General features: G+C 68.8%; 11 protein-coding genes. 5 read left to right on the top strand and 6 right to left on the bottom strand.

The features are described 5' to 3' along the window. Positions 1–307 precede the first annotated feature (307 nt). Positions 308–2,365, top strand: coding sequence for a S9 family peptidase (locus ACIBHX_RS43490; RefSeq protein ID WP_397073745.1), 2,058 nt, complete (start codon positions 308–310; stop codon positions 2,363–2,365). A gap of 67 nt (positions 2,366–2,432) precedes the next feature. After that, positions 2,433–3,431, top strand: a complete 999-nt coding sequence (locus ACIBHX_RS43495) for an aldo/keto reductase (RefSeq protein WP_397073746.1) — start codon at positions 2,433–2,435, stop codon at positions 3,429–3,431. 39 nt (positions 3,432–3,470) lie between these two features. On the opposite strand, the gene ACIBHX_RS43500 is transcribed toward ACIBHX_RS43495, so the two are convergent. After that, the gene (locus ACIBHX_RS43500; RefSeq protein WP_397073748.1) at positions 3,471–5,849 is read right to left on the bottom strand and encodes a YbhN family protein; all 2,379 of its coding nucleotides are present in this window, start codon (positions 5,847–5,849) and stop codon (positions 3,471–3,473) included. A gap of 210 nt (positions 5,850–6,059) precedes the next feature. Here ACIBHX_RS43500 and ACIBHX_RS43505 point away from each other — a divergent pair, with 210 nt between their 5' ends. After that, positions 6,060–7,370 carry a M28 family metallopeptidase gene (locus ACIBHX_RS43505; RefSeq protein ID WP_397073750.1) on the top strand — a complete coding sequence of 437 codons (1,311 nt, stop codon included), beginning with the start codon at positions 6,060–6,062 and terminating at the stop codon, positions 7,368–7,370. A 10-nt stretch (positions 7,371–7,380) separates the two neighbouring features. Further along, complete coding sequence (locus tag ACIBHX_RS43510; protein WP_397073752.1) at positions 7,381–9,384, top strand: molybdopterin-dependent oxidoreductase; 2,004 nt, start codon at positions 7,381–7,383, stop codon at positions 9,382–9,384. Here ACIBHX_RS43510 and ACIBHX_RS43515 read toward each other — a convergent pair. Then, the gene (locus ACIBHX_RS43515; RefSeq protein WP_397073753.1) at positions 9,362–10,129 is read right to left on the bottom strand and encodes an alpha/beta hydrolase; all 768 of its coding nucleotides are present in this window, start codon (positions 10,127–10,129) and stop codon (positions 9,362–9,364) included. The genes ACIBHX_RS43510 and ACIBHX_RS43515 overlap by 23 nt on opposite strands. Positions 10,130–10,182: 53 nt before the next feature. Here ACIBHX_RS43515 and ACIBHX_RS43520 point away from each other — a divergent pair, with 53 nt between their 5' ends. Further along, positions 10,183–10,713: a PadR family transcriptional regulator gene (locus ACIBHX_RS43520; RefSeq protein ID WP_397073754.1), complete on the top strand. Its 531-nt coding sequence runs from the start codon at positions 10,183–10,185 to the stop codon at positions 10,711–10,713. Between the two features lie 2 nt (positions 10,714–10,715). Here the strand turns inward: ACIBHX_RS43520 and ACIBHX_RS43525 are convergent, their stop codons facing one another. From ACIBHX_RS43525 to ACIBHX_RS43540, 4 genes are all read right to left on the bottom strand, one after another. Continuing rightward, complete coding sequence (locus tag ACIBHX_RS43525; RefSeq protein WP_397073756.1) at positions 10,716–11,630, bottom strand: GNAT family N-acetyltransferase; 915 nt, start codon at positions 11,628–11,630, stop codon at positions 10,716–10,718. A gap of 30 nt (positions 11,631–11,660) precedes the next feature. Further along, positions 11,661–11,885 (bottom strand): hypothetical protein, encoded by a 225-nt coding sequence (locus ACIBHX_RS43530; RefSeq protein WP_397073758.1) that lies wholly within the window; start codon positions 11,883–11,885, stop codon positions 11,661–11,663. Between the two features lie 190 nt (positions 11,886–12,075). Then, the gene (locus tag ACIBHX_RS43535) at positions 12,076–12,993 is read right to left on the bottom strand and encodes an MBL fold metallo-hydrolase (RefSeq protein WP_397073760.1); all 918 of its coding nucleotides are present in this window, start codon (positions 12,991–12,993) and stop codon (positions 12,076–12,078) included. Between the two features lie 20 nt (positions 12,994–13,013). After that, a complete protein-coding gene (locus ACIBHX_RS43540) occupies positions 13,014–14,819 on the bottom strand; it encodes an acyl-CoA dehydrogenase (protein ID WP_397073761.1) in 1,806 nt (601 codons plus the stop codon). Between the last annotated feature and the right edge of the window lie 33 nt (positions 14,820–14,852).

Below are 14,852 nucleotides of genomic sequence, written 5' to 3' on the forward strand. Positions count from 1 at the left end.
TACCGCCGTCCCAGCTGGTGTCAAATTGACTCCGGCCAGTCCTAGCTGCAGGAATGGGATCCCGCTCCGTCTCCGGAGCAACCCTTCTAACTTACCCGTCCTTCGCTCGGTTGGCAAACCGATCTTCAGGACCTGCTTGTTCGAAGGGGATGTAGACGACCAGAGGTGCAAGCCATGCCAAAGCCACCGAAGTGGAGGAGGTTGGTTGCGCCGCATCGCGTCTGCTCTCAAAGATTAGCAGCGGCGTGGGACCACTCCGACCGCTTCACGGCCACAGATCGATCACGGCCGAACATAGACTCCACCCGTGAGCAGCAACATGCCGCCAGTGGCGAAGAAGGTCCCGACTGAGCGAATCCATCACGGCGACACCGTGATCGACGAGTATGCCTGGCTGACCAACAAGGAAGATCCGGACACGGTCGCCTATCTGGAGGCCGAAAACGCATATCTCAAACAGGAGACCGCTCACCTCGAAGAACTCCAGGAGAAGGTCTTCCAGGAGATCAAGGGCAGGACACAGGAAACCGACCTGTCCGTCCCCAGCCGCAAGGGCAAGTGGTGGTATTTCACCCGCACCCTGGAGGGCAAGCAGTACGCCATCTCGACCAGGGTCCCGGCGACAGACGAGCAGCCTCCCGTGGTGACCCCGGACGCGAGCCTCCCCGGTGAGCAGGTCCTGCTCGACGGCAACGAGCTGGCGGGCGACAGCGCGTTCTTCTCCGTCGGCACCAGCGCCGTCTCGCCGGACGGCACGATGCTGGCCTACTCCACCGACTACAAGGGCGACGAGCGCTTCACGCTCCGCTTCAAGAACCTCGACACCGGCGAGATCCTCGAGGACCAGATCGAGAACATCTTCTACGGCGGCGCCTGGTCGGCCGACGGTTCGACGTTCTTCTACACCCGGGTCGACGACGCCTGGCGCCCGTTCCAGGTCTACCGCCACACCCTGGGCACCAGCGAGGACACGCTCGTCTACCAGGAGGACGACGAGCGCTTCTGGGTCGGCATCGGCCTGACGCGCAGTGAGGAGTACCTGGTCCTGGGCGCGGGCAGCAAGATCACCAGCGAGGTCCGCATCCTCGACGCCACCGACCCGACCGGCGAGTTCAGGACGGTCCGCCCGCGCACCACGGGCGTGGAGTACGGGGTCGAGCACGCCGGCGACTTCTTCTACGTCCTGCACAACGAGAACGCCGAGAACTTCGAGCTGGCCACGGCCCCGCTGGACGACCCGGCCACCTGGACCCCGTTCATCGCGCACCGCGACGACACCAGGCTCCTGGAGATCGACGCGTTCGAGAGCCACACCGTGGTGCACTTCCGCCGCAACGGCCTGACGGGCATCCGTATCTTTCCCAACAAGGTGAGCCAGGAAGACGCCTACGAGATCGAGTTCCCCGAACCCCTCTACGACGTCAGCCCCGCCGGCAACCCCGAGTTCGACACCAACCGCCTGCGCCTGGCGTACACCAGCATGATCACCCCGTCCAGCGTCTACGACTACGACCTGGGCACCCACGAGCTGATCCTGCTGAAGCAGCGCGCCGTGCTCGGCGGCTACGACCCTGCCGACTACGAGCAGTTCCGCGAGTGGGCCACGGCCGAGGACGGCACGAAGGTGCCGATCTCGATCGTCAAGCGCAAGGACGCGGCCAAGCCCGCTCCTACCGTTCTGTACGGCTACGGCAGCTACGAGACCTCGATCGACCCGGGCTTCAGCGTGCCCAGGCTGAGCCTGCTCGACCGCGGGTTCGTGTTCGCCATCGCGCACGTCAGGGGCGGCGGCGAGATGGGCCGGCGCTGGTACGAGGAGGGCAAGCTCACCAGGAAGAGGAACACCTTCACCGACTTCGTGGCCGCCGCCAGGCACCTGAAGTCCGCCGGCTGGAGCACGGAGCTCGTGGCCAGGGGTGGTTCGGCCGGCGGCCTGCTGATGGGCGCGGTGGCGAACCTGGCTCCCGAGGATTTCGCCGGTGTGGTGGCCGAGGTGCCGTTCGTGGACGCGCTCAACACCATCCTCGACCCGTCGCTCCCGCTGACCGTGATCGAATGGGACGAGTGGGGCGACCCCCTGCACAACGCCGACGTCTACGCCTACATGAAGAGCTACACGCCCTACGAGAACGTGGACGGCCGGCCGTACCCGCCGATTCTGGCGATCACCAGCCTGAACGACACCCGCGTCCTGTTCCACGAGCCCGCCAAGTGGATCGCTAGGCTGCGTGCGACGGCCGGCGGTGGGCCGTTCCTGTTGAAGACGGAGATGGGTGCGGGACACGGCGGCCGCAGCGGGCGCTACGACGCCTGGCGAGAAGAGGCCTTCGCACTGTCCTGGATCATCGAAAGAGGCACCCCGTGACCGAACGCAGTGAGGGAACCATTAAACACAGCACCTTCTATTTCATGAGGCCGACGAAGGAGGCCTCATGAAATACATAGCCGCCGAGAACCGCTACGAGGCCGGCATGCCGTACAACCGGAGCGGGCGGAGCGGGCTCAAGCTGCCCGCCGTCTCGCTGGGGCTGTGGCACAACTTCGGCGACGACCGCCCGATTGAGAACTCCCGGGCGATCCTGCGCCGCGCCTTCGACCTGGGTGTGACCCACTTCGACCTGGCCAACAACTACGGCGTGCCGTACGGCTCCGCGGAGCGGAACTTCGGTCAGATCTTCTCGCAAGATTTCGCGAACTATCGAGACGAACTGGTCATCTCCAGCAAGGCCGGGTACGACATGTGGCCGGGCCCCTATGGCGAGTGGGGCTCGCGGAAGTACGTGCTCTCGAGCCTGGAGCAGTCACTCAAGCGGCTGCAGATCGACTACGTGGACATCTTCTACAGCCACCGTCCCGACCCGAACACGCCGTTCGAGGAGACGATGGGCGCGCTGGACCACGCGGTCCGCTCGGGCAAGGCGCTGTACGCGGGGATCTCCAACTACGACGCCGAGCAGACCGCGCAGGCGGCGCGGATCATGAAGGAGCTGGGCACGCCGCTGCTGATCCACCAGCCGTCGTACTCGATGATCAACCGGTGGATCGAGGGCGGGCTGCTTGACGTGCTGGAGGACGAGGGCATGGGGTGCATCGTGTACTCCCCGCTCGCCCAGGGCGTCCTGACCGACCGCTACCTCAAGGGCATCCCGGCGGACTCGCGGGCGGCCACCAGCAGGTTCCTCGCCGCCGATGAGGTCGACGTGGAGCTGGCGCGCAACCTCAACGAGATCGCCAAGACGCGCAAGCAGACGCTGGCGCAGATGGCCCTGCAGTGGACCATCCGCGACCCGCGGGTGACGAGCGTGCTGATCGGCGCCTCCAGCGTCGGGCAGCTGGAGGACAACCTGGCCTGCGTGCACGGCCCGGCCTTCACCGAGGACGAACTCACTCAGATAGGCAAGCTTACGAAGCCGACTTCGTCGTCTTCGTAAGCAGCTGCTGTGTCTGATTGGTTCACTCGCGAAGCTCGCTCACAAAGCCTCATGCTTCTGCAGATAGGTGAACGACGCCCAGCCCGGTAGGACCGGCAGCCAGAACGTGAGCAGCCGGTAGAGCAGGACGGCGGAGGTGGCTAGCTCGGCGGGCACGCCCGCCACCGTCAGTCCCAGCGTGAGCGAGGCCTCCACCGCGCCCAGGCCACCAGGCGTGGGCGCGGCGGAGCCGATCGCGTTGGCCGTCAGGTAGACCACCGCCACGGCGGTGAAGTCGAGGTCGGCGCCGAAGGCGCGCAGGCAGGCGTTGAGGCAGGCCACGAACGCCAGGGTGATCATCAGGGTGCCGATGCTGCCCTCGAGCATCTTGCGCGGCGACTGCAGTACGTCGAGCAGTCGCGGCAGCACGTTGGAGAACAGCCGCCGCATCCGCCCGGTGATAAGCCTGCGCAGCGGCGGCACGCCGAGCACGACCACGACGAGTACGGCGACCGCCAGCATGACGAGCACCAGCCCGCGCGACGGCGTGAACGAGGTGGCGGTGCTGGATCCGGTGATGTAGGCGAACAGCAGCAGCAGACCGATGTGGAAGATCATCATGACCAGCTGCGAGGCGCCCACGCTGGCCACCGCGAGCGCCGGCGTGATGCCGCGCTTCTGCAGGTAGCGGGTGTTGATGGCGACCCCGCCGACGGCCGCGGGCGCGACCAGCTTCACGAACGAGGCCGAGAACTGCACCAGCACGGTCCGCCACAGCGGCAGCGGTTCCGGCACGAACCCGCGCAGCATGAGCGCGGCGGCCACGAAGCTGATGAACGAGGCCACCAGCGCCAGCCCGGTCCAGGCCCAGTTGGCGGTCGTCACGACCTGGGCCACGTTGACGCGGCTGAGCTGCGACAGCAGGAAGTAGGCGGCCAGGGTGCTGGCGATGATCGTGACGAGGGTGCGCGGCCGGAAGCGCTCCAGCCGGATCTCCTCGACCTTGCTCTCCGGCTTGAGCGCGACGATCTGCTCGCGGATGGCGGCCAGCAGCCCCTTGTCCTTCGACAGCGCCGACCGTGTCTCGCGGACCAGCGCGATGCGCTGCAGCAGCGGCATCGCGGTGGCCAGCGCGTCGGGACCGAGCACGCCGGCCGCGGTCTTCACCGACCGTTCTGCGCCGACCCGCAGGGCGAGGTAGGTGAGCAGCTGGGCGATGTCCAGCCGCAGCAGCAGGTCGCCGGCGGCGATCTCGCCGCTGCGGGCGTCGGTCAGCACGACCCGGCCCGCGCGGTCGAGGTGGATGCTGTCGCCGGTCAGCCGCCGGTGTGCCAGGCGCTGGATCTGCAGCAGCTCGACCTGCTCCCAGATCTGGGCCAGCAGGTCGTCGTCGATCTCGGCGTCGCTCAGGTCGTCCAGCGGCCTGGTCTCCAGGTGCTCGTAGACGAGCAGCGCGGCCTCGGTGCCGATCTCGCTGGTGCCCAGCAGCCGTGGCGTGGAGGCGCCGGCCGCCTGGGCCGCGTACGCCATCAGCGCCTCGCGCTCGAGCTCGGCGCGCAGGGAGCGGATCGCCCTGCGCCTGGTCTCGGAGTTGAGCCTGATGCGCCGCCACAGCCGGTACGGCAGGCCCGCCACCTGCCGGTCGCGGTCGAGCACGGTGACGTCGAGGGAGGCGCCGTCCTTCAGCCCGATGGCGTAGCGGCGGCTGCCCTGGTGGTCGTCCTCGATCCGGCGGGCCGAGACCGGGGAGAACGACAGCTTCCGCAGCGCGGCGACCACGGCGTTGCCCGGCGGGCGGGTGTTGGGTGAGCCGATCCCGTACAGCGTGCCGTACCCGATGGCCATGCCGACCAGGATCGTGACCAGCGCGCTCGGCAGCGTGACCTGACGGCCGGAGAACAGCGCGAAGGCGTCGAGCGCGATCATCGTCCACATCAGCATGCGCCAGGTGGGGCGGCGCGAGATGCGGACGGCCGTGGAGTAGGCGATCACCGAGGTGAGCAGCGTGTTGAGCGGCTCGATGGCGCGGCCGCCGGTCAGCAGCTGGTGCAGGTCGGGCGCGGCGCCGGAGACGAGCCACTGGCCGATGAGGAACGAGACGACCATGCCGATGATGGCCGCGATCAGGCCCTCGGCGACGCGCAGCCCGTCGCGGTGGAAGACGCGCTCCACGGCGAAGGCCACGGGCACGACGAGCACCGCGGCGCCACCCAGGAAGGTGGCGACCCTGGCGAACAGCTCGGGGAGCAGCCGCGTGCCGGAGGTGACGTCGGCCTCCAGGCCGTTGAGCGTCTGCTTGGCCACCAGCGACAGCAGGATGACCGCGCCGAGCACGAGCAGCGTGGCGAAGAATCGCAACAGATCGGAGGGGCGGCGCAGGCGCTGGGGCAGGAGAGGCTCTACTACGTAGACGTCCGGTTCCGCGCGCGCGACATCCACGGCTGGATCCCCCTCCGAGAGGTCTGCCGCGTCATCGCGTTCCCTGATTTCCGCCACCGACAGCGATTCTGCACCTTCCCGGCCGGACCGTACGATCTTTAGCCTCTAGTGTCCCCAATCGTCACCTCAGTCATCGCACCGGGTAAGGACTCGACCAGTGCCGACGCGCCTATTCCGCGGAGCGTGAGGCCTCTTGGGACGCTCCCTGGCATGATCACTCATGCGATGCTCCTGCTGGCCCTCGTCGCGCCGGGCACGCCGGGCGACCGTCTGGCCGACGCGGTGACCGTGGAGCACGTGTTCGGGCATCTCCGGGCTCTGCAGGCGATCGCCGACGCGCACGGCGGTAACCGTGCGGCCGGGCTGCCCGGTTACGACGCATCGGCCGCATACGTCGCATCCAAGCTGCGCGACGCAGGCTACACCGTGGAGCTCCAACCTTTCGCATTCAATTTCTACCGTGAGCTGGCCCCTGCCCTGGTGCGGGGCTCTCACGCCTACAGCGATGCCAGGACCATGGAGTTCTCCGCCGCCGGCGACGTCACGGCCCGCCCGCAGCAAGCCGGCTCCGGCTGTACGGCGAGCGAGTTCGCCACGTTCGTCACGGGGCGGATCGCGCTGGTCAAGCGGGGTGGCTGCCTGTTCGAGGAGAAGGCGAAGGCCGCCGCGACCGCCGGAGCCAGGGCGCTGGTGGTGATCGATCCCAGCGCCACCTTCGACGGCAGTGTGCGCGTCCCGCAGCCGCTGCCGGTGGTCGCCGTCGGGCCCGTCACGGGCAAGGAGCTCGGCGAACGCAAGCGGATCCGGGTGATGACCAGGACGGAAAGTGAGATGCGGATCACGCACAACGTGATCGCGCAGACCACGGGCAAGGGCAACCCCTTCATGGTCGGCGCCCACCTCGACTCGCGGCAGGAGGGGCCCGGCATCAACGACAACGGCTCGGGCAGCGCGGCGGTGCTGGAGGTGGCGCTGCGGGCCGCCAGGCTGCACCCGCGGCGGCCGGTGCGCTTCGCCTGGTGGGGCGGGGAGGAGCTGGGGCTGCTCGGGTCGCAGCACTACGTGTCGAGCCTGACTCCGGCCGAGCGCAAGAAGATCAGGTTCTATCTGAACCTGGACATGATCGCCTCGCCGAACTACAAGTACCAGATCTACGACGGCGACAACTCCGACAGCCTCGGCGGGGGTCCCTTCCCGATGGGGTCGGCGGGTGTCGAGCGGACCCTGCAGCAGTACTTCACCGGGCGCGGCCTGCCGTACACGGGCAAGGCCTTCGACGGGCGGTCGGACTACGGGCCGTTCATCACGGCGGGGATCCCGGCCGGCGGGCTGTCGACCGGCGCGGAGCAGCTGAAGACCGCGGACGAGGCCACAAGGTTCGGCGGGGCGGCGGACCAGCCGCTGGACGGCTGCTACCACCAGGCCTGCGACTCGCTGGGCAACGTCGACCGCAAGGCGCTGGCGGTCAACACGGGGGCGCTGGCGAACTTCGTGAGCCACTATGCCTGGCCGAAATCGTAATCTAGAGGGCATGTCGGGTGAATTGAGGGTTTTGGGGGCTTGTCCGCTGGACTGCCCGGATACCTGCTCATGGGTTGTCACCGTCAAGGACGGCAAGGCCGTGAAGATGCGCGGCAACCCCGACCAGCCCTACACGCGGGGCGCGCTCTGCGTGAAGGTCAACCGCTATCTCGAGCACACCCAGGCTGACGACCGCATCCTCTACCCGATGCGCCGCACCGGGCCCAAGGGCTCCGGCCAGTTCGAGCGCATCAGCTGGGACGAGGCACTGGAGGAGATCTCCGTACGGCTGCGCCGCATCATCGACGAGCACGGCGGCGAGGCCATCTGGCCCTACCAGGGCACCGGCTCGCTCGGTTACATCCACGGCTGCGAGGGCGTGGCGGGACGCCGGTTCTGGAACGTGCTCGGCGCCTCCAAGCACGCGCTCAACATCTGCTCCACCGCGGGCAACACCGGGCTGACGCTGGCCAACGGCACGGCGGCCGGCATGGACCCGGAGAACTTCGCCCAGTCCAAGCTGATCCTGCTGTGGGGCACCAACACCCTGACCAGCGGCCACCACCTGTGGAAGTTCATCCAGGACGGCCGCGCCGACGGCGCCCACGTGGTGGCCATCGACCCGATCCGCACCCGCACGGCCGACCAGGCCGACGAGCACCTGGCGATCCGTCCTGGCACGGACGCGGTGCTCGCGCTGGCCCTGCTCAACGTGGTGCTGTCGGAGGGCACGCAGGACGAGGAGTTCATCGCCCGGCACACGCAGGGCTGGGACGATTTCTCGGCAGAGATCCAGAAGTACCCGCCGAGTGTCGCGGCCGAGATCACCGGCATCCCGGCCGAAGACATCCACAAGCTGGGGATGATGGTCGCGCACACCCGCCCGACCGCGATCCGCGCCACCATGGGCCTGCAGCGGCATGAAGGCGGCGGCACCGCGCTGCGCACGATCGCCGCCATCCCCGGCGTCACCGGCGACTGGCGCCACCCCGGCGGCGGCGTGGCCTACTCCACCAGCGGCCACGTCCATCTCGACATCGACATGCGCGACGACCTGCTGCCCAAGAGGGTCAGGACGCTGACGATGACGAAGCTGGCCTCCCAGTTGAACTCGGTGAAGTGCCTGTGGGTCTACGGCGCCAACCCGATGGCCTCCACCTCCGACAGCAACGGGATCCGGGCCCAGCTGGAGCGCGAGGACCTGTTCACGGTCGTGATGGAGCAGTTCCCGACCGACACCGTGGACTACGCCGACATCGTGCTGCCAGCCACCATGCAGACCGAGCACCACGACCTGCACGCCGGTTACGGCCACCTCTACCTGCTGTGGAACGAGAAGGCCGTGGAGCCGCCGGGCGAGTGCCTGTCGACGGCCGAGACGTTCCGCCGCCTGGCCGGGCACATGGGCCTGACGGAGCCCTCGCTCTTCGACTCCGATCTGGAGCTGGCCGAGCAGTTGCTGGGCGGCGGCCACCCGTCGCTGGAGGGCGTCACGCTCGACCGGCTGCGCAAGGAGGGCTGGGTGCGGATGAACTACCCGCAGCCCTTCGCCCCCTTCGCCGACGGCTTCCCCACGCCCTCCGGCCGCCTGCGCTTCCCGCCCGCGGGCAAGGCCTACGTCCCCTCGCAGTCGGCGCGGACGCCGGGCGGCCTGACCCTGATCACGCCCGCCTCGCACACGTTCCTGAACTCCACCTTCGGCAACAACCCCGAACTGCGGCGCCGCGCCAAGGACCCGGTCGTGCTCGTGCACCCCGACGACGCCCAGACCCGCGGGCTGCTGGACGGGCAGCGGGTCAGGGTGCACAACGCCAGTGGCGAGTTCCTGGCCGACGTCGAGATCAGCGACCGGGTGGCGCGCGGCGTGGTCGCCTCGCCCAAGGGCCGCTGGCGCAAGCACAGCCCGGGCGGCGCCAACCCCAACGCCGTGGTCGAGGAGCGCGACGCCGACATGGGCCGCGGTCCCGTCTACCACGACAACCAGGTGGAGCTCAGCCCTTGTGCCGGTTCATGAACGCCACGATCGTGTCCAGCACCTTGGGGCCGTCGGGGCTGGGGAACAGCTCCGAGGCGTGCATGGTGCCGCCCTTGATGACCAGGAGCTGATCGTCCGGCGCCTTCGCCGCGGCGTCGTGCGCGGCCTGCAGTGAGGTGGCGCCGCCGTAGCTGTCGTTCTCGCTGCCCACCTGGAGCAGCGGGACGGTCAGCTTGGCGGCGTCGGCCGCGTCGATCTCGCCCGAGAGCGCCACGACGCCCGCCACCTTGGCCTGCCCGAACTTCTCGGCGGCGGGGACCGCGGTGGTCGCCCCGATGGAGCCGCCCACCAGGAACAGCTTCTTGACCCCCTTCTCCTTGGCCAGGCGCTTGGCCATGGCCACCGTGGCGTCCTCGGGGTAGGCGCTCGTGGCCCTGGCGTACAGCAGCACCCGGTAGCCGGCGGCGACCAGCCGGTCGGAGAGCGGGCGCCAGGTGCACACGTTGCCGCCGCGCTCGTAGGAGATCACCACGCCGACCGAGCCCTTGCCCGTGATCACGCCGGGCAAGTCGTCGCCGTAGGAGAAGATCTTGCCGTCCTTCTCGGTGAAGCACCCGGACACGTTCGGCCCCGTGACCACCTCCGTGGGCGCCTCCGTGGGCGCCGCACTCGATGCCGCCACCGAAGGCGGCGAGCTGCTAGGGGGCGCCGCCTTCTCCCTGACCGTGCCCCCGCAGGCGGTCAGGGCGAGCGCGACGCACGCCAAGCCGACGATCTTCCGCACAACCACTCCCTTCCAAAGTATGTCTAAACTGACATAGTTGCGACAGGAGCACAATGACATCGACACTGGGGTTCGCGATCCTGGCCGTGCTGGCGCGCGGTGACCGCACCGGCTACGACCTCGCCGCGAGCATGCGGCGGCCGATCGGCTACTTCTGGACGGCGGGCCACAGCCAGATCCACACCGAGCTGCGCAAGCTCGACGAGGCGGGACTGGTGGGCTTCGAGACCGCGCACGGGCCGGGCCCGCAGGACAAAAAGGTCTACCACCTGACCGACCTGGGCAGGCGGGAGCTGCGCGAATGGGTGACCCAGCCGCCGCGCGAGCGCCCGGAGCGCGACGAGCTGGTGCTCAAGACCTACGCGTCATGGCTGGCCGACCGCGACCTGGTCAGGCAGCTGTTCACCGACCAGCTCGAGGCGCACGAGCGGCGCCTGGCCGAGTACGAGCGGGTTGAGGCGTCCTTCGACGGACCGCCCGGCTTCGACGACCCGTGGTTCGGCAACTACGCCACGCTGCGCTGCGGGCTCAGCTACGAGCGGCACAGGGCCGACTGGTGCCGCTGGATGCTGGCCCAGCTCTGAGATCAGCTCAGCGACATCTTGTAGCCCACGTGGGAGGCCGTGAAACCGAGCGAGTCGTAGAAACGGTGCGCGTCGGTGCGCGAGTTGTCCGAGGTGAGCTGGACCATCGCGCAGCCCCGCGCCCTGGCCCTGTCGACGGCCCAGGCCATCATCTTGCGGCCGAGCCCCTGCCCCCTGGTGGAGGCGGAGACCCGCACGGCCTCGATCTGGCAGCGCTCGGCGCCCAGCCGCGACAGCCCCGCCAGGTAGGTGAGCTGCATGGTGCCGACCACCTTGCCGTCCTGCTCGGCCACGATCAGCTCGTCGAAGGGGTTAGCGTCCACCCGCTCGAAGGCGGCCAGGTAGCGCTCGTCGTTCGGGTCGCCCTCGCGGGAGGCGCCCAGGTGGTCGTCGGCCAGCATGGCCACGATCGCCGGCACGTCCTGCCTGCGGGCTCTGCGGAACAGCAGCGACAGCATGTAGTGCGACTCCATCAGCGCCGGGTTGGACGGCAGCGCCATCACCTTGCCGCTCCGCTCGAACCCCTTGCGCTCGTACAGCGACCTGGCGCTCTGGTTGGCGTCCACCGCCCAGAGCCCGACCCGCTCGAGCCCTTCGGCGCGCGCCCACGCGATCACCTCGTCGACCAGCCGGGACCCGATCCCGCTCCCCCTGGCCTCCGGAGCCACCCACATGGACAGCAGGTGAGCGGTGCCCTCCTCGGCCCGCACGGCCACCAGCCCCACGTCCTCGCCGCCCCGCCGGGCCACCCACCAGGGGTTCTTCAACCTCTCCAGCCACTTGTCCGCCGGAAAGCCGATCTCGGCGCCGTACGTGGAGGCGAACGCGTCCGGCGACTCCGCCAGCGCGCGCAACCGCACGCCGCGAAGCCGCTCGCCCTCGCCGGGCCCCAACTGCTCGATGACGATTTCCTGCATGCCCGAATAATGCCAGGACACGCCCAGGCGTCAGATCTCCGGCGGGTTGTTCTCGCGGTGCATGAGGCGGTCGTCGGAGGTGCGGCCGCGCTTGGGGGCAAGGACGATGCTCAGGATCACGCCGATGCCGCCGACGATCATAAAGATCAGCCCGATGATGTCCATGTGGACGCTTTTTCCGAACACGTCCGGTTCGATGGCGAATCTCAGGATGGCGCCGAGCGTGAGGAAGAAGATGCTGACCCCGACACCCATGACGACCTCCAGAGGCAAAGAGCGAGTACGCCCACGGTCATACCCGAGTATGCGCGATCACACCCCCGGGAGGAGGACCGCCCGCCCTGGGGACGGGACGGGCGGCCCGACCCGGCGGGGCATTCGGGGGCGTCAACCCGCCGGACCATGCCCACAGCCTGGCCCGAGCGGTTTGACGTCCGGTTGACGTTCACGCGTGACAGGTCAGCGGCTGCCCGCCGTTCAACGTGATCATGTCGAGTACGGCTGCCGCCAGATCGATCGGCGCGCCCCTGGGCAGCCCGTCGAGCTCGGCGTAGGCCCGGTGCAGGTTGCCGGCGATGCGCTCGGAGTCGAGCAGCTCCGCCCACTCGCCGAGGTCGGTCTCGCGGGCGGCCTCCAGCGGCGTGAGCCCGGCTGCCCTGCCGCGCTCCGCGGTGACCTGGACGAAGCGCAGGTAGGCCTGGACCCGGTCGATCGCGTCGGGCCCGCACACCTCGCCGTGGCCCGGCACGATCGTCTCCGCGCCCAGGTCCCTGAGCAGGTCCAGCGCCTCGATCGCACCGGTCACCGACCCCATCAGGACGAACGGCGTGCCGCCGTTGAAGACCAGGTCGCCGGCGAACAGCAGGCGCCGTTCCGGGATCCACACGATCGAGTCGTTGGTCGTGTGCGCAGGCAGCCCGAAGTGCCGCACCTCGCAGCGCAGCTCGTCGGAGTACAGCGTGACCTGGTCGGTGTAGGTGAGGAAGGGAGGAACCGGCTCAAGGTCCCCCCATTCCACCGAAGCCGACCAGGCGGAGCGGTAGCCGGGGATGCCGTCGGCCAGGATCTGCTCCCGTACCCGTTCATGGCCGACGATCGTGGCCTCGGGGAAGAGGTAGTTGCCGAAGGTGTGGTCGCCGTGGTGGTGGGTGTTGACCAGCGTGGTGATCGGCCGGTCTGTCACCTTGGCCACGGCCTCGCGGTAGGCCCGCGTGCGGCGCTCGGTCGCGCACGTGTCGATGCTGATCACGCCGCGCCGCCCGACGAGAAAACCGGTGTTGTTGATCCACCAGCTCCCGTCGGGCTGGACGTAGGCGTAGACGCCCGCCGAGACCTCCTCGGCGCGGGGGGATGTGACGCTCATCACGCCATCGTGTCAGAGATTCAGAAGGCCTCTTCCGGAAGGTCCATCAGCTCCAGGCCGGTGCCGGCCAGCACCCGGCGCTCGGCGGCGAGCCTGGGCAGCACGGTCGTGGCGAAGAACGAGGCCGCCGCGACCTTGCCCTGGTAGAAGGGGTCCTCACCCTCGGCCAGCTTGGCCAGGGCCACCTCAGCCTGACGCAGCAGCAGCCAGCCGATGATCAGGTCGCCCAGGGCGAGCAGCAGCCGGGTGGTGTTCAGCCCGGCCTTGTAGATCTCGGCCGGAGACTCCAGCGAGCCGAGCGCCCAGCCGGCCATCGTGTCACCCATGGCCTTGACCTCGGCCGCCGCCTCGCCCAGCAGCTTCCGCTCCTGCTTCAGCCTGCCGTTGCCCGCCTCGGAGGCGGCGAAGGCGTTGATCTCGGCCATCAGCGAGCCGATCGCGGCGCCCTGGTTGCGCAGGATCTTGCGGAAGAACAGGTCCAGGCCCTGGATCGCGGTCGTGCCCTCGTACAGCGAGTCGATCTTGGAGTCCCGGATGTACTGCTCGATCGGGTAGTCCTGCAGGTAGCCAGAACCGCCGAGCGTCTGCAGGGAGCGGGCGAGCAGCTCGTAGGAGCGCTCGGAGCCCACGCCCTTGACCACCGGCAGCAGCAGGTCGTTCATCGCGTGGGCGTGCTCGTCGCCCGGGTTCATCTGGATGGTGTCCTGCCAGGTGGCCGTGTAGAGCACCAGGGCCCGCATGCCCTCGGCGTACGCCTTCTGCAGCATGAGCTCACGGCGCACGTCTGGGTGGTGCGTGATGGTCACGCGGGGCGCGGACTTGTCGGTCATCCTGGTCAGGTCGGCGCCCTGGACGCGGGACTTGGCGTACTCCAGCGCGTTCAGGTAGCCGGTGGACAGCGTGGAGATGGCCTTGGTGCCGACCATCATGCGGGCGTGCTCGATCACCATGAACATCTGCTTGATGCCCTCGTGCACGTCTCCGACCAGGGTGCCGACCGCCGGGTGCTTGTCGCCGAAGGTCAGCTCGCAGGTGGTGGAGACCTTGAGCCCCATCTTCTTCTCGACGTTGGTGACGTAGGCGCCGTTGCGCTCGCCCAGCTCGCCGGACTCCAGGTCCACGTGGTACTTGGGGACCAGGAACATCGACAGGCCCTTGGTGCCGGCGCCGTGCCCCTCGGGGCGGGCCAGCACCAGATGGAAGATGTTCTCGGCCATGTCGTGCTCGGCGCTGGTGATGAAGCGCTTGACGCCCGTGAGGTGCCAGGTGCCGTCGGGCTGCTGGACGGCCTTGGCACGGCCGGCGCCCACGTCCGAGCCCGCGTCCGGTTCGGTCAGCACCATCGTGGCGCCCCAGTTGCGCTCGATGGCCATCTCGGCGAAGCGCTTCTGCGCGTCCGTGCCCAGCTTCCACAGCGTGTAGGCGAAGTTCGGGCCGCCGGCGTACATGTACAGCGCGGGGTTGGCGCCCAGCACCATCTCCGCTGTTGCCCAGGCGAGGCTGCGCGGGATGCCGGGGCCGCCCAGGTCGGCGGGGAGGTCCAGGTGCGCCCAGCCGCCGTCCATCAGCGCCTTGAACGACTTCTTCACACCGTCGGACATGGTCACCGAGCTGGTCGCCGGGTCGAACACCGGAGGCGTGCGGTCGCCCTCCTCGAAGGACTCCGCCAGCACGCCCGTGGCCAACCGGTTGACCTCGTCAAGGAGGCTTCGGGCCACGTCCTCGTCCACGTCCGGGTACGGCTCCGCGCCGAGGATCGCACCGCGGCCGAACACCTCGAAGAGGTTGAACTCCAGGTCACGCACGTTGCTCTTGTAGTGGCCCATGGCTGCCGATCTCCTTGAACCGAGGGAAATGTG

Origin of the sequence: Nonomuraea sp. NPDC050536, assembly GCF_044457685.1 — a bacterium.
Taxonomy (GTDB): domain Bacteria; phylum Actinomycetota; class Actinomycetes; order Streptosporangiales; family Streptosporangiaceae; genus Nonomuraea.

Excerpts from the sequence above, each read along its gene's own strand:
- ACIBHX_RS43495 (WP_397073746.1), top strand. The coding sequence starts at position 2,433 with ATGAAATACATAGCCGCCGAGAACCGCTACGAGGCCGGCATGCCGTAC.
- ACIBHX_RS43505 (WP_397073750.1), top strand. The coding sequence starts at position 6,060 with ATGATCACTCATGCGATGCTCCTGCTGGCCCTCGTCGCGCCGGGCACG.
- ACIBHX_RS43510 (WP_397073752.1), top strand. The coding sequence starts at position 7,381 with ATGTCGGGTGAATTGAGGGTTTTGGGGGCTTGTCCGCTGGACTGCCCG.
- ACIBHX_RS43520 (WP_397073754.1), top strand. The coding sequence starts at position 10,183 with ATGACATCGACACTGGGGTTCGCGATCCTGGCCGTGCTGGCGCGCGGT.
- ACIBHX_RS43525 (WP_397073756.1), bottom strand. The coding sequence starts at position 11,630 with ATGCAGGAAATCGTCATCGAGCAGTTGGGGCCCGGCGAGGGCGAGCGG.
- ACIBHX_RS43530 (WP_397073758.1), bottom strand. The coding sequence starts at position 11,885 with ATGGGTGTCGGGGTCAGCATCTTCTTCCTCACGCTCGGCGCCATCCTG.
- ACIBHX_RS43535 (WP_397073760.1), bottom strand. The coding sequence starts at position 12,993 with ATGAGCGTCACATCCCCCCGCGCCGAGGAGGTCTCGGCGGGCGTCTAC.
- ACIBHX_RS43540 (WP_397073761.1), bottom strand. The coding sequence starts at position 14,819 with ATGGGCCACTACAAGAGCAACGTGCGTGACCTGGAGTTCAACCTCTTC.